This is a genomic window from Sporomusa sp. (genome assembly GCF_035561155.1).
GTDB lineage: Bacteria > Bacillota > Negativicutes > Sporomusales > Sporomusaceae > Sporomusa.
In genome coordinates, this window is record NZ_DATMYD010000131.1 from 1 (window position 1) to 21,935 (window position 21,935).

Below are 21,935 nucleotides of genomic sequence, written 5' to 3' on the forward strand. Positions count from 1 at the left end.
TGTGTATAGACTCAATTGTTTCGGCTTAAGTTTAAACATACGAGAGCCCCAACTTTCGTCATTTATATCTACCTATATTATACCAAAAATGGGACTATATCGCTTTATATTTGACTTTTTCAGTGGTTTCGAACCGTCCCCTTGAGTCAAAATCGTTCTTTATTTATTTGGCGACACTTACTTTAGTGAGCGTTGTCGCGAGGTTTAGTAGTTCTTCTTCTGTGGCTGTGCCTTCTAAGGTTACTTCAGTATTGTCGACAGTTACTGTCACTTTGTTGCGATCCGGCGGTTTAATCTCGACTGATTCATTGGGAGCTGGGGCAGCCATTTTTACGCGGGCTTCCGGGGGCTTGGGGGCTGTACGGAGAATGCGCTGGCGTTTTGGGGCCTGGGTAACAATGATTTCGTCAGGCGCGCCCTGGTGGTAGACTTGGCGGATCGTTTTGCTGACGGCGTCAATGATGACAACATCGGCTTTCCGTTCAGCCAAGGCCAGCATGGTTTCACTGGCTGCCGGAACAGGTGATTGGGGCGGGACAAGGGCAACACTGGGCGGCTGAGCGGCAGCAGCAGGTGGGGTGGCTGCTCCTGTTTCAGGCGGAACAGCTTGGGGTTCTAGCCCAGGTTTAGCGGGTAAAACCGGTACCGGAGCCTGGGTCTTAGCTGGCGGTGATGTTAAATTGGGTGGTGTTTTAGCGATTGTTGGCGGCTGCGGCGCTTCGGTGGCTGGTGCAGGCAGCGGGGTCTTAGCTAATTCCTGCTCCTGGATGCTAGGCGGCATAGCATGTAACAGCGCAACTAATAAAACAGCCGCAACAGCACCTGACAGACCGGCAAAGCCCCAGGCCAGGCGCTTTTTGCGTTTTTCCTGATTGATGGTATTAGCGGCTTGATTAACAATGTTATCAAGTACTGCCTGAGGCGGTGCAGCCGGCGATTCTGTGGCGTCCTTAACCAGTCTAGCGGTAAGTAGGAGTTCTTTTAATTCGGCCTCCTGGCTTTCTTCCGGTGTCACTCCCCGATTAAGGGCATCAATGGCGGCTGACAGCGCTTCTGCTTGTCTTTTTTCAATATTGGCGTTATCCTGCACCAGCTTCACCTCCTGTTATACCATTCTCAGTAAATAAATCTTTGAGTTTTTTTAGCGCCCGCTGCTGCAGCATTTTTATAGCAGCGCCGCTTTTGCCCATAATCCGGGCAACATCTGCAACCGCCAGACCTTGGATGATTCTAAGCTCAATGACCTGCCGCTGCTCGTCAGGCAAGAGGGCCAGCAGCCTGACCACTTCTTCGCGCCGTTCGGCACTTACTGCTGCCTCTTCAGGCCGGGAATTTGTATCAATGATCGGCTCATTATATTCAGTAATATCCACTACCTGGGGAGCACGACCGCGTTTGCGGTAATAATCGGTAATAAGGTTAAGGGTAATCCGTGACAAATAGGTCTTAAAGGTGGCGTTAGTTTCCTTATAGCGCGGCAACGCTGCCAGAGCCCTGAGGAACGTATCTTGCGCAATTTCCTGGGCATCTTCCGGATTGCCGGTTTTTGCTAAAGCCAAACGGTAAATGGAAGGCCAATGGCTGGACACCAGCGCGTTAAGCGCTACGCGGTCACCGTCCCGGGCTTTGGCAATCATTAGATTTTCATTTTCTGGCAATCATTGTCACCACTCTTTAGGCTTACATATAATTTAACGTTACTGAAGCCAATAGGTAACGCAGCAAGTTATGCACCCTATAGTTTTTTCCGAATAAATGAAAAAAATCCTGAGGTTTAATTATTTTACCAAAAACTCCCCCAGGGTAAGCGGGAGCTGCCCAAGCTTCTCTTTTACCTCATCAACATCGTCAGCAAAACCATCAGCCGCCGCTTTATCGGCAAATCGCACTTTAACATCCACAGTGTGTCCATCATACAATCGGAAGGCAGTCTCCACTACACCGATATTCTCTGTCTCTAAGCAAATTCTAAGCCAGGTCTCGGTCACTGTCTGACCGGGATTTTTTTTGTCTTCTTGCTCTTGGTGGAAGACGTGAATATGGGCCGGATAGGCTGTCTGACCATCGCCGAAATACAGCGGCACAGTAAAAGTCAACACACTCTGGCTATCTTGCCGCTCAGCGAGTACACCGCCTGGTTTGGGCATAGTTTCGGCCAAGCCCCGTATTATATTGGCGGAGGTCTTTAACTCTTCGGGATTTTTGCCCTGCCAGGCGGAGGCAGACTCAATCAAACCCAGCTGGGTGCCAGGGACTGCTTTGGCAGTAGGCCGTCCCTCTGGACTAAACGATTCTGCCACCTGTTCGAGGGCAGCAACAAATACTGCTAATTTTTCAGTTGCCGGCTGCGTTGATTTAACAAATGCGGCCAAGTCCTCCGGCAGGGCTTGTTGTGCTGCTTGCCCTGTCTGTGGCGGTACTTCCTGACGCAGTAAGGTTTGAATAAATTCCCTGATCTCCGTTGGCAGGCTGTTAACTATTTCCGGCCGGCTTAAGACAGCTTTTAACAAGGTAGGCACATCCTGCTGCTCGATTACATCGAGGTCTGGCATATTTGACATTGCTAGAATATCTTTGAGCTGCTGGGGCGTGCTGCCTGGCAGGGGAGCCGCGGGTAGTCTGTCAGGCCCCGCGTCCCGGACATTAGGCTTGACTGCCGAAGGGGCTTGATCCTCAGGTTCACCCTGGCTTAAGTCAGCCTTTAACAAGGTAGGCACATCCTGCTGCTCGATTACATCGAGGTTTGACATTACCGGAATATCTTTGAGCTGCCGGGGCGTGCTGCCTGGCAAGGGAGCGGCGGCTAGTCTGTCAGGCCCCGCGTCCCGGACATTAGGCTTGACTGCCGAAGGGGCTTGATCCTCAGGTTCACCTGGCAAAACCTTTGTCTGTACTGGCACTTCCGTCGTATTCTGAGGTTCTCCGACTAATTGACTTGACTGGAAAACTGCTGCCGGTACCTCCGGACGCCCGGCCGAAGCGCTCTCTGGCTTGGGCACTACGGCGGCAACCAGTTCGCGCAGCACTTTTGCAGCAGCTTTAAGATCATCAGGATTTATATCCCGCCAAGCACTGATAAGCTCAGTCAGTGGCTGCAGCTTGCTTGCCGGTGCTCCAGCAGGTGTCGCCACTTCCTCGCCAGCTGATGCTGCCGCTTTTTCTAGAACAGCAGCCAATATTGTCAGCTTTTCAACTGCTGTTCTCGGCGATTTAAGGAGTGAGGTCAATCCATCAGGCACAACGGTTTGAGCTGCCTGTGTCTGATGTAAAATATCTGTTACAAGCTCCTTGACATCAGGCGGCAGGCTGTTAACAAGCGTCGTCCGGCTGTCAAGCGTTTGACCGAGTTCGGCCAGTCCTGTAGTAATAAAGCTTTCTAACGCCAACAGTGCTGCCTGAGCTGGTGCACTCATCTGTCCAGAGGCATTCTGTCGAACCTCACCAGCGGTATCCTGATTGACCGCCAGGCTATCTGCCGCTTCAGTTTTGACCGGCAATACCGGCGCGATATTGCTGATATTAATGTTATTAACGCTCATGTGTGACTACCTTTCTTATACCAATAATAAATACGGCAATACTGGCAAGGGCAACTACTGCACTGCTATTAAACATAGCCGTATAGCCTAATTTTTCGCCGACAAACCCCAGGATAACCGAGCCGGCAGTTATTCCCAGATCCATAAATGCTGTGAAAAATCCCAGAGCAATACCTCTGTCCTTAGGCGGCGTATAATCAACAACCAAAGCGTTAAGTGTCGGCATAAACGCGCCAAAGCCAAAGCCGTATAATAGGGCGGTCACGATCAGCATCTCCCTGCTGTTTAGCTGGGCCAGCATAAATACAGCGACAACCACCAGTGCCATACATGGCAGGATAACGCGCTGGCGGCCAATCCGGTCAGACAACTTGCCAATTAATATCCTGCTGGCAATAGTACTGGCCGCAAAAGCGGTAAAGAAAATGCCGATGTCGTTAATACCCCGCTGTGGTGCAAACAGCGGCAAAAAGGCGATGATCACGCCATAAGTAGTAGCGCCGCCAAATAATGCCAACGCCGGCACAAGCACTTCACGCCGTTTACTGACAGCCAAAAAGCCGCTGGCGGGTCGGCCACCGTAATTTGTAACCGCCAAATCTTTAACCAGCAGGATGCACAGAAAAGCTGCCCCTGCCACCGTAGCCGATAAGCCAAACAAATAATTGAAATCACCAGTCCTAGTAATGACGGCAGTGCCCCAGGCCGGGAACAAAGCCATGGCAATGACATTAGAGGTGCCATAAACACCCATAGCCTCGCCCCGCCGCGCTGGCGGCGCCAAATCGGCAATATATGCCGCTGAAGCCGCCAAAAAGGCAGCATGGGCCAAACCATGGGCCACACGCATAACATACAGAGGATAAATAGCCTCAACCAGACCATAAAGCATAAACAGCAGCGTAAAACAGCCTGCACCAATCATCATGACTTTTTTCCGCCCGATACGGTCGGCAAGCTGACCAAAATATGGCCGGATCAGTACGGCGGCCATGGTATATAGACCAGTCACCAATCCAACCTGCCCGGGAGTGCCGCCCAGTGTGTCAACATATTGGGGCAGGATGGGCAGTAGCAAATAAAAACTGCCAAAGTAAAAGAAATTAGCCAGACAACTAAGAATAAAATTTTTCGACCAAAGCGCACCGTCCTGAGGGTTCATACATTACCTCCTCTGAACTATCTTACCTACTATATTTGGCCTGCTTTGTCTCTGTTCCTGCTGTTTTGCATTTATTTTGTATCTGAATTTTTTTTAATGCTTAACATAAGCACACAAATATTTGCGCGACAACATAAACTATAGTAAAAGCCGTAAGGAGGCAACATAATGGCGAATTTCCAAAGTATGATATATGGACGCAACTGCAGGCAAAACCCAGTAGTTCAGCTGGTTCCTAGCCAGTCGCTCACTGCCGGTTATTTTTTGTTGCAGGTTGAACCTGCCATACGTCACGGAATAAAAGAGCTTGAAGGCACAAGTACTCGCCATGCCATGACCGAGCTGGCGCTTATGAGTTATTTAATGGGCATGGGTTTTGAATACCGTACCGCTAAAGTAATTGTAGAGTCTTGGGAAACTGACGAAAACCTAGTGGCTCAAGGACTATTAACTGAGTAAAAAAAAGGGATTGCTATGCGCCGGTCGCAATGACCGTTGGAGGACCTAGTACTCCAACTGGTCATTGCAAGCCTTAGCGCAGCAATCTCTTTTTTATTCAATCACAGTAACTAATTGACCAAACAACTCTTTGCTAGCCTTAATTTTTTGTTCGCCACCCAGAACGCACAAGTAATTAGCATTCATAACAGCATCCACGACATTAGACAGTTTTTTGATGTCTTCCTGCCGGGTGGCCAATATCTCATCCCGCTCTTGTTGGAGGTCGGCATTGCTGATGTTCCGAATGTAAGCGGCATCGGCGCGTTCACCTTTCATCTGCGGTGTCAGCGGCGCATCCATAGTACTCATGGTACCGATAATGTATTTGGTCATTTCCCGCTTACTTACGTGTTCGGCTGTAAAATTGTTTAGATATTGAACAGTCTCGTCATACACCTTTACAGTTTCGGTTAGGTTGGGGTCCCGGTAGGAGCCAAATACGACATTACCACTCCGGTCAAACTGGGCAAATGCACCATACGCACCGCCCTGAACCCTAATTCGATTCCAGAGATAATCATAGCGCAGAATAGTCTCAAGCACTTTCATACTACCATGATAGCCGTAGCCAAGACGGCGGAAGTTGGCTCCTTTAGCGACATATTGTACCTTGCCTGAGGTTAAGAGGCCCTCGTTAAGAGCTTGTGCTTTAAAGCTATACTTAACCGGTTTAAACTGCCTGGAACCGAGTTTTTCTTTAAGTACGGGAAAGCTTTGGCGGAATTTTTCGTAGTCTTCCTGGGTGCAGGTGATGCCTACCAGGAGATTATCCTGGTTAAATATTGTTTGAGCTACAGTCGCCAACGTCCGGCCGATTTCGCTCACCTTAGCCTCAAGGTTATCTTCGAGCGCGGCAATAAACTTGTAATAAGTCAGTAAGCCAACCTCATTGTATTTAGCAACAGGCGATACATAGGATAACAGACGGCTGGCAACTACTTGCTGGCCGCGGCGGAACAGTGCCGTGTCCCACGCCGCCTTGGTTTCGCGGATGAGCTCTTTGAGCCTGCTGTTGTCATTAAACAGACTGCCGCCGGTTACCTCACCTAAGAGACCAAACATCTCCGGTAGTTTGTTGACAAGTGCCTTGGCTTTAACCCTAAACATCGGTGTGAAGGTCTCATCATCGGCGTTCTCTGAAAAAGCAAAAACATCATAGGCAAAGCCGCCGGTATGAATGTTAATCTCCTTGGCCAATTCGGTATAAGGAAGCTTTGCGGTATCTACTTTACCCAGAATGTCAGCTAACAGAAATAAATAGGGGAGTTCAGCTTCGGCAACCGCACCGGTGTTGAAATAGAGGTTGATATAGGCAATCTGATTAGTAAACAGGGGATGCAGGAGTACTGGTACTCCCTGTTCTTTCTGCTCAACTGTTACCAATTCTTCCGCCTTAGGGTCAATATCCTTTAATTCTAAGAGTGGGATTAACTCTAGCGCCTCCGGCGAATCAGGCGTTTCCTGACGTTCTTTTAATGCCTTTGTTTGTTTAACAAGGGTGTCCAGCTCTGCCTCGCTGAGACTGTCTTTATACTCAACTAATTTCTGCTTTAACTCAGCGGTCTTTTGGGCGCCTATGTCACCATTCGGTTTTAAGGCAACCAGCGCCTGATGGGTATTGTTAATGAGATACGTTTTTATGAGCTGTTCAAAATAACCCTTTTTATATTGGTTTTTAATTTTGTTTAGCGCCGGTTCATAAGCCAGATGAATGAGCGGGTCTTCATCATACAGCCAGCTGTCAAGACACTTCATGTTGTAAACAAGACCTTTGGGACGGTTACCGTAGTTTGCTTCCCTGAGGTGAAACTCGAAAATATTGACCGACGACTCGACCAACTTTTTGTCCAAACCGTCACTTGCCAGTTTTTCTAAAGTGGCAGAGATGGTATCTTTAAAGGCGTCAACCTGATCGGCGTTCGCGCCGCTTACGCCGAAGGTCATTGTCGGCTGTAGAATACTTTTGCTGTAGCTGCCAAATACCTCTTTACCCAGCCCGGCATCTAACAGCGCTTTTTTAAGCGGTGCTGCCGGTGTCTCTAACAAGATATGCTCCAATATCATAAGCCCCAGATAACTTTCTGCATCGGTAGCTTTGCCGGCAGCGACATTGAGGGTGATAAAGGTCTTGTCTTTTGTGGATTCCTGTGGAGACACAGGATAGTCAACTACTTTTACAACGGTTTCCTTAAACGGCTTTTGCAGCGGAATATCTGAATCGTTGGTGGCTGCAGTAAAATCTTTAAGATAAGCCTGATTCAAGAAATTCAGGTTATCATCTAAATCAAGGTCGCCGTACAGGAAGATGTAACTATTGGACGGGTGGTAATATTTTTTATGAAAGTCAACAAACTGCTCTTGCGTAAGTTCAGGGATATGTTCAGGATCGCCGCCAGACTCGACGCCGTAGGTAGTATCTGGAAACAGAGCAGCGTAAATCTGATGTTCTAAGATAGCGTCAGGTGAAGAAAATACACCTTTCATTTCATTGTAGACAACGCCTTTATAAGTAAGCTCGGCCTCTTTGTCAGGCAGTTCGTAATGCCAGCCCTCCTGCATAAGAATCTCGGGAGTTTCCAGCATCCGGGGATAAAATACAGCATCCAGATACACGTCCATCAGGTTGCGGAAGTCCTTATCATTACGGCTGGCAACAGGGTACATGGTCTTATCAGGAAACGTCATGGCATTAAGAAAGGTATTGAGCGAACCTTTTACCAATTCGACAAACGGTTCTTTGATCGGGAATTTGCGCGAACCACACAATACCGAGTGTTCGACAATATGCGGCACACCGGTTGAGTCTTCAGGCGGGGTACGGAAAGTAACGGAAAACACTTTGTTATCATCATCGTTGCCTAGATATAGCAGGCGCGCGCCGCTTTGTTTATGCACAAACAATTTGGCATCAGAATTAATCTCGGCTACGTGTTTAGCGTCCAACAGCTTAAAACCGTGGTAGGTTTGGCCAATCTTAAAGGACATGCTTTTACCTCGCTTTTTTGTAGTTTTACTTTTTATCCTATGTATTGCCTTGCCAAGAAGTTATACATTTTGCCTTTCGTCAGTATGGAACAGTTTTCCTGCAAAATTAAACAGGAGAATCTAATAATAGATTCTCCCGTTTGCCACTCATTTAATTATAAACTTAACAAATCAATTCAGCTGCAATATGACTTTAGTACCAGCCGCGCAGTTTCATAGCTTCAGTCAGCAATTAACACTGAAAATATGCGTTGGTTAAAAATACTGAAGGATATTTCCAGTTATCCCCGAAAGATTTTAGTTAGATATTATTATGTTATACCGGCTACGCCGAGTAAGAAGGTGAACTGGATTGTCAGAAATAGTCTTAATCGCCCCTGACCGTGAGATTGTGGAGTTAGCTGAAAAACTAGGCTTACACGGCAGGCAAATTTCATTTATATCTGCCCGCCTGGAGGAAGGTGTAACTGCGGCCAAAGCAGCTGTCAGTGCTGGTGCCAAAGTACTTATAACCCGGGGCATAACATTTCATATGATTCTTAACGCTATTCCCAATGTCCCTGTCATTGAGATACCCTATACCGGTTATGATATTCTCCGGTCCCGGCTCGCAGCTGACAGGCAAGGCGGACAGTTGGCTTTAGCAGCTGACAGGCAGGTAGCCGCTGGCCTTGCCAGCATTGAAGAAATTCTGGAACTACCCTCAAGTATGCGCGTTGATTTAGAGGATGGCGCTGATATCGCCACAGCTGTGATCAACGCCAAAAATCTTGGGGCAACAACAATCATCGGCAGCCGGGCGGTAGTCGAAACAGCCGAGCAATATGGTTTGTCAGGAGTAACCCTCTACTCAGGCCGTGAGGGTTTAGAGCAGGCGATTAGCCTGGCCATGCAGCGCCTTTCTAATCAGCGTTCAGAGGAGCAGGCCGCCCGTCAACTTGAAACAATTATTAACTCGATTAATTACGGGGTGTTAGCCATTGACCATACAGGCGCAGTCACAGCCATGAATATGGAGGCCGCCCGCTTGTTTAATCTTGCCAAGGAAGGCTGGGCTGCGGCCGAGAGCTCTTTTGTCCAAAGATTATGGGAGTGCATGATTACACGGGAACGTCAGATAGGTGTTGTTGAACGTATTGGCCGCGATTTTGATATCGCCGTCAGCTTTCAGCCTGTTGTCGTCAGCGGCGAGGTAGCAGGCGCGGTGGCTACCTTTCAGCCCATTGACCAACTTCGGGAGTTAGAACAGAAAACCCGGCAGGAGCTGTCACTGCGCGGGCGTGTGGCCCGGGCCTCCTTTCTTGATATCGAATCCCGCTCGCCTGCAATGCAGAAAGTAATTGATGAAGCCAAACGCTTTGCCGGTTATGACAGCACCGTGCTCATCCTGGGAGAAACCGGGTCAGGTAAAGAATATTTTGCCCAGGCCATTCATCAGGCCAGCTCCCGCCGCAGCGGCCCTTTTGTAGCTGTCAACTGTGCCGCCATTCCAGAAAATATTCTGGAAAGCGAATTGTTCGGCCACGTCGAGGGTGCCTTTACCGGCGCCAAGAAAGGCGGCAAAACCGGACTATTTGAACAAGCACACAAAGGAACCATTTTTTTGGATGAAATCGGGGAAATGTCTGACTCACTTCAAGCCAGATTGCTGCGGGTGCTGCAGGAGCACCAGGTATACCGTGTTGGCGATGACCGCGTAATTCCTGTTGATATCAGGGTCATTGCCGCCACAAACCGTAACCTGCGAACAATGATGGCACAGCAGACATTCCGGGCCGATTTATATTACAGGCTAGCCGTGTTGACAGTAAGTATCCCGCCCCTTAGAGCACGTAAGGCTGATATTTCATTATTTGTCCGCTCGTTCATTGCCAATTTTAATCAAAAGTTCCATACCTCTGTCCAATATATAGAACCTGAAGGAATAAACCTGCTTACTCAGTACGACTGGCCAGGCAACATCCGTGAACTTCATAATATTATTGAAAGACTTGTGGTATTGGCAGCCGCCCCGGTCATCAGCAGAAACGAGGTCTGGTCCTGTCTGAAAGACCTCCTGCCTGCAGCTGACTCTGTTCCCCCGGATAATCTGAAAAATTATGAGGCAGCGGCTATTCGCGAAGCGCTGGACAAAGCAGGCGGCAATAAACAACAGGCGGCCAAATTGCTGGGTATTGGCCGATCAACCCTATGGCGCAAATTACGTGAGTTGGGTGAATGATTTAAAAAGAAACAACTGATGTTTCATTACGAAACATCAGTTGTTTCTTTTTAAAGAAAAACGCCCGCATTCTGTCGCCATATATTGGCATAAAACTTGCGATATAGGTATAAAGATAGCAGTAAAGCAAACCCTATGAGGTGAAACCGTTGTTTTGACCTTAGTGCATTTACCTGCCTTAATTCCAATCCAAACTAAACACAAAGAGGTGTCGTTATGCAAGAAATGAAACCGGGTCCGGTATCACCGGCCAAACCTGCCCCGTCTGTACCTCAAGAAACTCCTGGTTTTGAATTATTGAATAAACTCCATAGTCTTTTTCTAAGAAAAGCCGATACGAAATTTGACGAAGCCCAGCAGTTATTGAATCCACAGACTCCTGCTCCAACCAATATTGCAGACAGCCTGGACACAGGCAAACTAAGCAAACTTATCAACTATATCAAGAACGGCACGCCGTCGTTAATATTGATGTATTCTACTTGCGGCTTATTATTCTAACCGACTTTGGGCTCACGTTGAATAGCCTCAGCGTCATTGCTCTATTGGGATGTAAACAAAGAAGCCGGGATTGCGAACTAGATGTATCTCAATCTTGGCTTCTTTTTTTGTTTTTATCATCAAGCAACCTTACGCCTTCTTGCGAGTAATAATCCTTTCCAGATTGTCTTCCAGAAAGTGTTTTACGTCAGATGCGCTTTCAAAGTAATAATCCGCCCCGATCTCCCTGGCGAAGTTCTCCCCAATGGGGGCCCCTCCTACCGCAATCTTTACCCCATGCCTTAAGCCCACTTCGTGCAACTCATCTACAACTTGCTTCATGATCGGCATGGTAGTTGTTAGTAATGCAGCCATCATTAACATGTCCGGTTTTTCTTTCCGGACAATATTAACAAATTTTTTAGATGAAACATCTACTCCTAAATCAATGATCTTTACACCGGTAGCCATTGCCATCATTTTTACCAGATTTTTCCCTATGTCGTGCAAATCGCCCGCTACCGTACCGATAACAATGATACCTTTTCTCTCACATTTTCTCTTTGATTTTAGGTAAGGTTCCAATATCGATAAGCCTGCATGCATCGCTCTGGCAGACATTAATACCTCTGGGACCATGACACGTTGATTGCGAAATTTGTCAGCCACTTTGTTCATTCCAGCCAAAAGACCTTTTTCTAAAACCATAGTGGCCGGGTAACCTTGTACCAGTGCCTGCTTGCTAAGATCCGCGACCTCCTCGGCTTCACCATCGGTAATGCCTCTAATAATTTCTTCGTAAATCAATAGGACCCCTCCTATTAAAACAAACTATTGCGGTAAACCAGCGGAGTCACTCCAATAAATTTTCGAAAAACCTTCGCAAAATAGCTTTGGTTCTGAAACCCTATCGTTTTGGAAACCTGCTCAACACTAAGTTCAGGCTTTTTCATCAGCTCAACGGCCTGCTCAATTCGGACCCTTGTAATATAATCGTTAACAGTGCAGTGCACTTCTTGTTGAAAAAGGCGCGATATATGCGAAGGGCTGACAAACAATCTCGCAGCCACATCTTCTATTTTTATTGGCTTAGAGTGGTTTTCCACAATAAAACCTTTTGCATCATTAACCAAGCTAAGATGTTTTTTATCCGCCAGAGCCAAACTATCGCCTAGGAATTCAGAAACCAGTGTTTGAATCTTGCAAAAAAATTCTTCTACCCGTTCAAGTTTATCTGCCTCATTATTAAAATCCTTAAGGATGGTCATGACTCGTTCCGCATCAGCCCCGCCCTCTACAGCAGCGCGGGAAACCAAGGTAGCAAGCTCGAGAATACGCACTTTTATGATGGTCTTATCACCGGCTGATTTAGTAAATAGACAGGTTAATAAGCTCTGTAAGTTTTTTTCAGCCCTTGTTTTATCACCTAGTCGAATATACCGTAAGAAACTTCTTTCTTTTTTTAAGTATGCACTATAATCGTTTTTCTCCCCGGATTGTAGCTTTTTTCGTTCCTCTAAATCCTTCCTGATTTTCTGCTGCATTCTATGGGTATCAATCTGCTCTAAAATATGAATATTCCTTTTCACTAGATGGTTCACAACCACAAATAGCGTATCTGCGGCAGCCTGGGAGCGGCTAGGTGAAATGACCTCCAGCAGCTTTGCCTTTTCCTTTAATTCTTCAAAGTCTTTTATGTCAGCGTTAAGTTTTTTCAACTCTTGATAGAAAAAGCGATCAGGTTTCCACATCAACACCTGACCACAGATAATACTTTTTAAAGAAGCACCTTTGACACCAATTGGCACAGCCCAAATAACCAGCCCGGCATGACATCGAAAAAAATAAGGCTCTTCCCACTTAGCTGCCTCAAAAGTAGCTTGCCGATAAGAAGCATGGCATTTTTCTGTCCCGTGAGGCTGACTGCGAATATAGTGGCAAAACTCACACCGGTCGGCTTTATTAGGAATACAAAACGTTTCTCCTTTATCATTTACTGCCTCAATATGCAAGCCAGTTGCTTTTGAGAAACTCCCTAAGATTTCTTCCAGGTATTTAACATCAAACAAGTCTACTCCCATATTCATCAGCGTATACCTCACTTAATTCGTTCTATATAGTTTCCAATAAAGATTTACAGTAGTATAAGTGGAAGTCAAGCGCTAGCGGTGGAGCGTTACTAACAGCATGCTTAGAAGAAAATCTTTATTGGATTTCATATACATTTAAAAGTAAGGTTCAAGGTACCTCTTTTGCACATTCCCACTCATCTGGTATAATCAATTCAGTCTTAAGAATTTAGAATATTGGCTGCGGAGGGCATTATGAAACCTATTGTTGGAATAACCGATGCTACGGGAATGATTTATGCGTTACGCCTTTTGGAAACCTTTCATAAACTTAATGCTCAAACCTGCTTAATTATGAGTCGTGAAGCCGAAGCAACCCTTAATCGGGAAACAGACTGCTCATTAGCTCATGTTAAGAGCTTAGTACATCACTTTTGTTTTGATGATGCTGAAACATTACCTTACAATGAGCTGGATGCAGGCTCTATGATCATCGTTCCTTGCAGTGTAGACTCTATTGCTTCAATTGTTCATGATTCACCCCTAAATGTCCTGCAAAAAGCTGCCACTAATATACTAAAAATAAAGAAAAAACTGATATTGGTTGCAAGTGAACCAATCTTTCTTGCAGATCATTTAAAAATCATGCTGGCCATGGCCTATAAAGGGGCTACTATTATGCCATATATGCCAAGCTTCTATCATAAACCAACCAGTATCGATGACATCGTAAACCATCATACTGGCCGAACATTAGACCTGCTGGATATCGAACATAACATGGTGAAACGCTGGGGAGAAAAATCACAATGATCTTGCTTACTTTGAAAAAAGGCCGACCAACTCCTGCGGCGACTGGACAATATAATCCGCGCCCCCTTCTTTGAGCTTTTCCAGACCATGCCAGCCCCAGGCTACGCCTACAGTTATTGTGCCTGCTGCTTTACCCTCAATCATATCTCCTTTGGTATCACCCACATAGAATGCCGGCAAATCTTTAAAGCGAGCCATAACTAGTTCAATTTTGCGGATCTTGCTCTTCTCTTTTTCCGCACCAATTACTTCTTCAAAACAATTTACACCATGCTGCTGCATCACACTTTCGGTGGCGCTGGAAATGTTAGAGGTAATAATAAAAATCTTATTCTTCTTTGAGATTTCATTTAATGCGTCTCCCATTGAATCAAACAGCTTTAATTCCCGGAGATAATCACTTTGCCTAATCTCATAGGCTTTAAGTATCTTATCTATCGTTTGCGTCGTTACCCCGCGTTGGCGCAAAGTCGCATATACATTGTGCTCAAATAACGCCAATACGTCTTTTTCCGTTTCGATCTCAAGCAGGCCATTTTCTCGACAAGCCGCGATATAGTTCATGCAAAAAACATGTAGCGAGTCCACGATAACACCGTCATAGTCAAACATTACTAGATTAGCTGGCTTCATATAATCATTCAGTCCTCCATATGGTTATCTTACCAGGCAAGTTCAAGACTCCCGCTTCTATAAATAAGCGGAACCTAAATCAGGTGGAGTAGACTACTCCACCTGATTTTTCGATGTTTCTGCTACAACTATTTTACTAATTGCAAGGAAGTTTTGCCAAGCCGCAGGGTTTTTTCATCAGGTATCCACATCCCGGTATTCTCATCTCTGCCTTGAAGTACAATTGTAGGATTGGCAGTTCCCATTTGGGATGCGGCATTTTTTGATAATGCGCCAATATTACCACCTTTTACCCTATTAATAATGAGCACCATCTGCATGGGAGACAAGTCATTAATCTTCTTCGCACCATTAAATCCTGAAAATTCCACCATCATATCATAGTCCCCGTCACTGTCGCCACAAATTAATATGGGATTTGATTGATGTTTGCTCACTAAATACTTATTAATATTCACCGACTTACCGTGTTTGGCATTGATGGCATATAACGTCTTATCGGGAATTTCCGGTTTATATCTACCAGCTTCGTCTAAAACTAAGCGCATTCCCAGAACATTCTCTGCAGGAACATTATAACCATATTTAGGATTGGAGGCATATCCTCTGATTACGTCATCTAAAGAAGCTGTAGACACATATACATCAATACCATTAGCGCGGAGCGTATTCATCAGGTTGCTCATCTCCGGAGTAATACGTAACCCTTGCCGGAAATAATTACCCAACTGCCCGCTGTTTTTAACAACACCTGCCGTGCCAGGCAAGGTTACCGGACTATCAAAATATGCGTTGTCTATTTTTTGCCCTAAAGCATAATCTGTTGATTCAGCAACCAAACCTTTCAATTCTTCAGGTGTATAACCTTGGAAGAAGTTTAAAAGCCAGGTCCAGGAAATATCGAAATCAAAGGTTTCATCAAGGGCATAATAGGTAAACCAGAATTTTGCTTTAAAATCTTTAAACTGGTCAGTCGCCTTAATCTCCGCTAATGTCATATTATTGGCGGCATCAGGATTTAGACCTCTATAATTATTCCAAAAGAATTCGTAGTCAGCGCAAACATCGTCAGCAATTTTGGTTATATTGATTGGCTGACCTGCCTCATTTTTAAATGTGTCTTCTTTAAAGTTTTTCTCCGGAATAGGCGCGTTATCACCATAAGTAAAGGCATAGCGAAACTGCGCGGGGGTCATTTTATATTTTAGATTATCCAACTGATAGATTAAAAGATTTTCCTCGGTGTCACTATACCCACAAGTATTGTCCCAGTCAAAAACAGCATAAGGTTTTTTACTAGGATTATAATTGGGACTGTTTTTTCCATTCTTTTCGATTAGTTTTTGAATCGCTGTATATGTCCCAGGCGCCCACCGGCCTTGGTCTAAAACTTGAGGGTTAGTTGCGGCGATTACTGCATTAGATTGTGGAGCGGCAAAAGCACTATCGGTGAGAAAGGCTGGTAAAATTAAAGCTATGCTTAATACCATGCATAAAGCTAATTTAAATAACCAATTTTTCTTATACACCAATTAACACTCCTTTGAATTGTAATCAAGGTATCCCCTTCTCTAAGCAAGAAGGGGATACCTGTTAGTCTAGAACTCGAAAGCACCTTTCCGGTAAGCTTTTAGGTATTGCATACAGAAATCATCCTTACCACGCAATGTCTCAGCTGTAATCAGACTGGCCATCATGTTTTTATCCAACGGATTGATAATCAATCCGTCCAACCCTTTGGCAATAGCCATAACAGCAAACATCTGATTCATAAACTTCCGATTCGGCAGGCCGAACGAAATATTTGACAAGCCGCACATAGTATGAACACCCTGGAAAGTTGTGGTAATAGCCTCAACGGTATTTAGAAACTCAATTCCGAAAGAGCTATTGGTTCCGATTGGCTGAACCAGGGGGTCGACATAGATATTACCGAGGGGTATATTGTTCTTAACTAACGAGTTGATTAGCTTGTCAGCAATTTTCATCCTCGCAGCCATAGTTTCCGGCATTCCTTCATCACTCATACAAAGGGCGACGACTTTTAAGTCGGTGCCTGCTACAATTGGCAGCAGCGCGTCATACCGGTCCTTTTCTAAAGAGATAGAGTTTACCATGGCCGTGCCTTTGTGGATAGCCAATGCCTGTTCGATACATTTGGGGTCCGGGCTATCAATACAGCAGGGGGCATCAACAACATCCTGCACAGTTTTAACCAGCCATTTTAGATATTCTGCTTCCTGGCCGACAAAGATTCCTGCATTGACATCAATATAATGCGCACCGGCTTCATACTCGTCTTTCGCTACTTTCTGAATATACTCGGTATCCTGCGCTTGTATCGCCGCCGCGATTGTCTTGCGGCTGGCGTTTATCAGTTCACCTACAACTATCATTCTTTTTTTGCGCCTCCTTTTGATTCACTGCACAACGTAACTGCTTACGCTATAAATTTACGGGCCGCTTCCACCGCTGCCGGGGCATCTTCACAATAAGCATCCGCACCAATCTTTTGTGCAAACGCCGGAGTTACCGGTGCTCCACCAATCATAGTCTTAAGGTTCAATCCTTGTTCGCGGATTGCTTTTACTACCTCTTCCATGGCAGGCATAGTAGTAGTTAACAGCGCTGACATTGCAATAATGCTGGCGTTTTTCTCTTTGGCGGTTGCCAGGAATTTTTCGGTATCCACGTCCATCCCAACATCAAAGACTTCAAACCCGGCACCTTCCATCATCATAGAAACCAGATTTTTGCCGATATCATGAAGGTCTCCTTTTACAGTACCGATAATAACGGCTCCTCTGGTGGCCGTAGCACCTTGGGCAAGGTGTGGTTTTAACTCGTCCAGGCCTGCTTTCATAGACTGAGCCGCCATCAGCATTTCTGGAACAAATAGATCGCCAGCAGTAAACCGCTTGCCAACCTCATCCATGGCGCCAATAAGGCCTTCGTTTAAAATCTTCGACACATCCGTACCTGTGGCAATTTCTTTTTTTACCAGTTCAACAACGACATCTTCGTCCAGATCAAGAACTGCATCAAATATTTCTTGAACACTCATTTTTATTTCCCCCTTAAATTTACATATCCCATTTTGCATCGCCGGCCACTAAATTAGGGAAATGACCGCGAATTTTTTCGTCAAGTTCTGCAGAGAATCTGGCCGGGTTTTCTTTGCTGAGAATCCTGGCTGCTTCATGCATTGCACGGGTCTGGTAATCGGTTCTGCCTTCACTTTCCCAGCGGCCCCGCATCTCTCTAGTTGCTACTTTAGGCAATACTGCAGTGGTACGCATCTTTTTCAGCGTATGTTTTTCACTCATATAACTACCACCAGGCCCAACCTTGGCGATAAGATCAAGACAGAGGTTTTCTTCACTAAACTCCATACCACGCTTCATCCGTTTGAGATTCATGGCAATTTCACTGTCAGTAACAGCTTTGCCAAAATCAAAAGCCATCAGACTCCCCAGCAGGCCACCCATATTGAACAAGCTTGCACCTGCAAGTAAGGCCCCTGTAGTATTCATGCCTGTTTCGTAACCACTCTGGGCATCATTTAAGTGGGAATTAGTGAGACCGATATAGCCACCAGACGGAACGTTATAATAATTAGCCATTTCGGTATGACCCATTTGCAGCATACCTGTTTCAATAGCGCCTGGGGCATAGTTGCCTGTACGCATATCGGCAACTGTCGACAATACCGCGTATATCATGGGAGCGCCCGGACGAATACTCTGAATCAGAGTGGCTAACGCCAGAAACTCGGCATTACCTAAAGTAACAGTGGCGGAAAGGCTCATCGGTGAGGTTAAGCCGGCATTGGGAACAATGGTTCCGTAAACAGGTAGACCTTTTTCTACAAGATAGATAACGGCTTCAGTGGACTCGACATCCATCGTTAGTGGGGCAACCATCGGGCAATAGTGGTGATTAATAAACGGCCGCGCCATATAGGCTTCTTTGCTACCGGCAATCAGTTCGCCCAATTCAAGAACCTGTTCCAAGTCTTTCATATTAGGCGTGTTGCTGCGGACAGGTTTTTTGCAGTTTTTCAGAGCCGGGTAGAAACGGGAGATACTAAATTGCCCAGGAGGGGCATCTTCTGCCAATGTAGAAATCGAAAACACATCAAAGCCCGGAAGTTCATTGATTAAGTACGCAATATTGGCGATATCGTCTGAAGTAGCCCGCCGCTCTTCCCCGGTTTTTGGATCTATAATATTAGGCGCTGAGCTGCCGGTTACGACAATCGGTCCATCGTTCGGAAGTACTTTATCAAATTGCGGATCCTGGGCAGTAAATGTATAGGTCGGAACAAAAAACTGCCTGGCTTTTTCAACTACATGAGCGGGAAATTTGACGATACCACTCTGTACGTCTACACTACAGCCAATTTTGCCATAGATTGCACGTGCTTTATCGTTGTGGACCAGTACCCCTACATTCTCCAACAACTCAAGTGATGCTTCATGAATACGTTTTACTTGATCATCTGTAAAAAATTTGTTAAATTGCACTACTTATCCCTCCAATTGTTTGATTGCTGCTATTTAAAGCTCTTATGCTTTTACATCGACGCTTTAGAGCCCGTTTTCCGCCACGTGCCGGGTAAATAGCTCAATCTACTAAATCCGTAATCAGTAATTTTATATTTTTGCAGTAGATCACCCTGTGCGTCTAATGATAGCTCGGTCGCTTCAATCATCCCCACAGCTCTCATAGATGCAAGATGAATATCGATAATTGATTGTTTAAACTGTCCCTCACTTCCGTACTCAGACCGTAGAGCATTCATAATTTCAGCATCAGAAAGACTGGTATTTTGTGAAATCAGATGTAAAATTCTGAATCTCAATGGAAGTTTCATACATTCTGCCTCCTTTAGCTGTTACGTAACTTAACGAGCTCTTTGGGATTGGCAACTACCAGGAGTGTTCCAATAGTAATTACTACTGAACCAACAATTAGTGTTGTGGTCAGTTCCAGATCTGTAAGGAGCCACCCAAAAAATACTGCCCAGAGCGCATATGTAATATTTAATGCCATGGCGCGCCCTACTCCAGTCATGTTCAGCGCTCGATACCAGGCAAGATAGGATAGACCTCCAAGGAAACCAGCTAATGCCACATAATAGAGACTCTGCTCTTTAAAAGCATCCCAGAATACAATCAGCCCAGCCGCCACAGGCAGCACGCCAACCAGATATACCACAAAAGAGGTTGCCTCACGGATACCGATTGCAATATCTGGATCTACCATATCCATCCCAAAGGTAGAAAGAGTTCCTTCCATACCCCAGCCAAAAGTAGCCAAAAGTGCCAGACCGAGACCAAGATAGAAGTTGGGGAACTCTCCTTCCGGCGGCGTATAACCAACAATGATTGCGCCGGCTATACAAAGAATTATACCAACCCATATTCTGGGGGAAATCTTCTCTTTAAGAAGAAACACGGCTAGTATTGCTCCTACAGCTGGATAGATGGCTGTAATTGCCAGGGCATAAGAAGCTCCCGCCATATTAATGCCAAGTAAATAACCCGACATTGCCACCGGACCACCGAACAGTGAAGCTAAACAAACGATCATACCCGGCTTTGTCACTAGTGTTCTGCCGTAGTCGCGCCAGCGGCCAGTAAAAAGATTATACAAAAAGAGCCAAAAACCAGCGAAACCATCATGCATAGCAGCTCCCGCCAAAGGACCTGCGTACAGGGAAACACCTCCGGTAAAGGGTGCCATTGCCAAAGCCATTCCCAAGATAACCCCGTCAAGCCCCCAGGTAGCGCCTGAAATCCCCCCCCACAACAGCCCTGTCTTGGCATGAGAAATCTCCCGCTTGGCTTGCAATGTTTGTATTCTACCAGCTACACCCGTTTCCGACATTTCGCTACCCCCTCATCATGATTAAAGTAACTTCGCATTTGTTAGATGCTTTTAATCATCTCGCCGATTTCTGTTTTATGGCTCTCAATCCACTTCATCAACCGTACATTGTGAGACAGGTAGGCAATATACTCATATTCGTTAAGATCAGAACCATGATAATATGCGCATACATCCCAGTTTACTAAGTACAAATTTGCGGCAGCCATCATGGTCGGAAAGTATTCTTTCTCCAGATCAGTTAAAGGGGTAAGCCCACCTAACTCCTGCAACTTCTTCTGGTAAGAATTGAGGAATATGGCACACTTATCAAGGCGCAGCACGCCATCTGTTTCATCATCCCACGAACTGCAGAAGTAAGCCAATGCCAAGCAGACATCAAACAGACGTACATCAATCTTCGACCAATCAAAATCAAATAGGCCGACTGTGTTATTGTTTGAATATTTCAGATTTCCCGGATGAAAATCATTGTGACAAGGGTTTAAGGGCATCTTGCGCCAAACATTTTCTGCGATTTGCGAGGTGTTGATCACGTCCAAAATCATATCTATGTTTTTCAAATAGTACACATGATACTTCGTATTAAGCTCTCTTGCGGCAAATTCCTTATAAACGGCTGCCCTTGTCGGCAAGAACTCCATGATTTTGGGTTCTATTCTCTCCAGCCCTTGAGGATCAAAGTTTCGGGACGCATTATGAAACAAAGCTAATACTTCTGCTGCACTCGCATACTCTGCATCATTGCAATTGGGGTTATCCCACGTATATTTGTCTTCACCGGGTAAGTATTGGTAGACGGCATAGTGGTCAGTTGATTCGCTGTTTTGTGCTTTGATGTATGTCTTTTGGTCTTTAGTTTGAATTAGTCCGGCTGCCATGGGTAAGCCGTTTTCTCTGGAAAAATCGATGAGCTTATGCTCAAACATTATTTCCTTATCTGTGATGCCACTCTTATACTTACGAACAAAGTACTCTTTCCGTTCCCCGTCTTTTTCAACATAAATTCCGAAACTTCTATTTATATAACCTCCAAATATTTCATATACTTCTACTACTTTACCTAGAGCATAATTTTCTTCAATTAATTCAATAATTTGAGTGCGGAGTAAAGCCACTTCCATCGACGCGTAGATATTGGCAGCGATTGATTTAAGGATTTGACTTTGCGAGAACAATTCCACCGTTTTTCCAAGGCTCATTTTTTCGAATGTAACATCCGGTTTGTATCCATCGTTTTTCTCCTTTCAAATTAGGGATTTTGTTATCACTTTTGTGGACAATCATCCATAAGGACATAGGGTTTGTCAGCTACAGGTATTCGTTTGCCATTCACCCACTTTTTTGTTTTCTTAATATTCAAAATCATTTGTCTGCTAAAATTATAGCACACATAAACATCAAAAATTTGATACATTCCTGCTCGTTTTAATACATTCCAAGCTATAGAATCAATTTTTCAGAAAGTTCTAACTTTCACTAAAATCCAGATGTTATTACAATCGAGTAGGAGCTGAGTAATTAATTTACTCAGCGACCTCTCACACCACCGTACGTACCGTTCGGTATACGGCGGTTCAATAGAATTAGTGTATTAATGAATATCTTTCACTTATGGTGATAAAGCCTAATTTCCTTAG

19 protein-coding genes are annotated in these 21,935 nt (G+C 45.3%); 4 read left to right on the plus strand and 15 right to left on the minus strand.

What is annotated here, in order from left to right:
• Positions 1-163: 163 nt before the first annotated feature.
• The 4 genes from VN447_RS17690 to VN447_RS17705 all read right to left on the minus strand — a co-directional run bounded on the left by VN447_RS17690 (position 164) and on the right by VN447_RS17705 (position 4,701).
• Positions 164-1,090 carry a hypothetical protein gene (locus tag VN447_RS17690; RefSeq protein ID WP_325526723.1) on the minus strand — a complete coding sequence of 309 codons (927 nt, stop codon included), beginning with the start codon at positions 1,088-1,090 and terminating at the stop codon, positions 164-166.
• A complete protein-coding gene (locus VN447_RS17695) occupies positions 1,080-1,658 on the minus strand; it encodes an RNA polymerase sigma factor (RefSeq protein ID WP_325526726.1) in 579 nt (192 codons plus the stop codon). Before VN447_RS17695 ends, VN447_RS17690 begins: the two co-directional genes overlap by 11 nt.
• A 120-nt stretch (positions 1,659-1,778) precedes the next feature.
• Complete coding sequence (locus VN447_RS17700; RefSeq protein WP_325526728.1) at positions 1,779-3,539, minus strand: hypothetical protein; 1,761 nt, start codon at positions 3,537-3,539, stop codon at positions 1,779-1,781.
• A complete protein-coding gene (locus VN447_RS17705) occupies positions 3,529-4,701 on the minus strand; it encodes an MFS transporter (protein ID WP_325526730.1) in 1,173 nt (390 codons plus the stop codon). The genes VN447_RS17700 and VN447_RS17705 overlap by 11 nt, the downstream gene beginning before the upstream one ends.
• 168 nt (positions 4,702-4,869) lie before the next feature.
• Between VN447_RS17705 and VN447_RS17710 the strand changes: the two genes are divergently transcribed.
• The gene (locus tag VN447_RS17710; protein ID WP_325526732.1) at positions 4,870-5,160 is read left to right on the plus strand and encodes a hypothetical protein; all 291 of its coding nucleotides are present in this window, start codon (positions 4,870-4,872) and stop codon (positions 5,158-5,160) included.
• Between the two features lie 93 nt (positions 5,161-5,253).
• On the opposite strand, the gene VN447_RS17715 is transcribed toward VN447_RS17710, so the two are convergent.
• On the minus strand, positions 5,254-8,187 hold the full coding sequence (locus VN447_RS17715) for an insulinase family protein (protein ID WP_325526734.1): 2,934 nt from the start codon (positions 8,185-8,187) through the stop codon (positions 5,254-5,256).
• 352 nt (positions 8,188-8,539) lie between these two features.
• Between VN447_RS17715 and VN447_RS17720 the strand changes: the two genes are divergently transcribed.
• Positions 8,540-10,408 carry a sigma 54-interacting transcriptional regulator gene (locus VN447_RS17720; RefSeq protein WP_325526736.1) on the plus strand — a complete coding sequence of 623 codons (1,869 nt, stop codon included), beginning with the start codon at positions 8,540-8,542 and terminating at the stop codon, positions 10,406-10,408.
• Positions 10,409-10,624: 216 nt separating this feature from the next.
• Positions 10,625-10,909, plus strand: a complete 285-nt coding sequence (locus VN447_RS17725) for a hypothetical protein (RefSeq protein WP_325526738.1) — start codon at positions 10,625-10,627, stop codon at positions 10,907-10,909.
• A gap of 129 nt (positions 10,910-11,038) precedes the next feature.
• Here the strand turns inward: VN447_RS17725 and VN447_RS17730 are convergent, their stop codons facing one another.
• Together VN447_RS17730 and VN447_RS17735 are read right to left on the minus strand one after the other, a co-directional pair.
• The gene (locus VN447_RS17730; RefSeq protein WP_325526740.1) at positions 11,039-11,695 is read right to left on the minus strand and encodes a corrinoid protein; all 657 of its coding nucleotides are present in this window, start codon (positions 11,693-11,695) and stop codon (positions 11,039-11,041) included.
• A gap of 14 nt (positions 11,696-11,709) precedes the next feature.
• Complete coding sequence (locus tag VN447_RS17735) at positions 11,710-12,975, minus strand: PocR ligand-binding domain-containing protein (RefSeq protein WP_325526741.1); 1,266 nt, start codon at positions 12,973-12,975, stop codon at positions 11,710-11,712.
• A gap of 237 nt (positions 12,976-13,212) precedes the next feature.
• Here VN447_RS17735 and VN447_RS17740 point away from each other — a divergent pair, with 237 nt between their 5' ends.
• Complete coding sequence (locus VN447_RS17740; protein ID WP_325526743.1) at positions 13,213-13,770, plus strand: UbiX family flavin prenyltransferase; 558 nt, start codon at positions 13,213-13,215, stop codon at positions 13,768-13,770.
• Between the two features lie 6 nt (positions 13,771-13,776).
• Here the strand turns inward: VN447_RS17740 and VN447_RS17745 are convergent, their stop codons facing one another.
• From VN447_RS17745 to VN447_RS17780, 8 genes are all read right to left on the minus strand, one after another.
• Positions 13,777-14,403, minus strand: coding sequence for an HAD family hydrolase (locus VN447_RS17745; RefSeq protein ID WP_325526745.1), 627 nt, complete (start codon positions 14,401-14,403; stop codon positions 13,777-13,779).
• Positions 14,404-14,531: 128 nt separating this feature from the next.
• On the minus strand, positions 14,532-15,932 hold the full coding sequence (locus VN447_RS17750) for a haloacid dehalogenase-like hydrolase (RefSeq protein WP_325526747.1): 1,401 nt from the start codon (positions 15,930-15,932) through the stop codon (positions 14,532-14,534).
• A 69-nt stretch (positions 15,933-16,001) separates the two neighbouring features.
• On the minus strand, positions 16,002-16,799 hold the full coding sequence (locus VN447_RS17755) for a methyltetrahydrofolate cobalamin methyltransferase (protein ID WP_325526749.1): 798 nt from the start codon (positions 16,797-16,799) through the stop codon (positions 16,002-16,004).
• Positions 16,800-16,843: 44 nt separating this feature from the next.
• Complete coding sequence (locus VN447_RS17760) at positions 16,844-17,467, minus strand: corrinoid protein (protein ID WP_325526751.1); 624 nt, start codon at positions 17,465-17,467, stop codon at positions 16,844-16,846.
• A gap of 19 nt (positions 17,468-17,486) precedes the next feature.
• The gene (locus VN447_RS17765; protein WP_325526753.1) at positions 17,487-18,929 is read right to left on the minus strand and encodes a trimethylamine methyltransferase family protein; all 1,443 of its coding nucleotides are present in this window, start codon (positions 18,927-18,929) and stop codon (positions 17,487-17,489) included.
• Positions 18,930-18,979: 50 nt separating this feature from the next.
• Complete coding sequence (locus VN447_RS17770) at positions 18,980-19,279, minus strand: hypothetical protein (protein ID WP_325526755.1); 300 nt, start codon at positions 19,277-19,279, stop codon at positions 18,980-18,982.
• Positions 19,280-19,293: 14 nt separating this feature from the next.
• Positions 19,294-20,295 (minus strand): DMT family transporter, encoded by a 1,002-nt coding sequence (locus VN447_RS17775; RefSeq protein WP_325526757.1) that lies wholly within the window; start codon positions 20,293-20,295, stop codon positions 19,294-19,296.
• A gap of 41 nt (positions 20,296-20,336) precedes the next feature.
• Complete coding sequence (locus VN447_RS17780) at positions 20,337-21,497, minus strand: phosphotransferase (RefSeq protein WP_325526759.1); 1,161 nt, start codon at positions 21,495-21,497, stop codon at positions 20,337-20,339.
• Positions 21,498-21,935 lie beyond the last annotated feature (438 nt).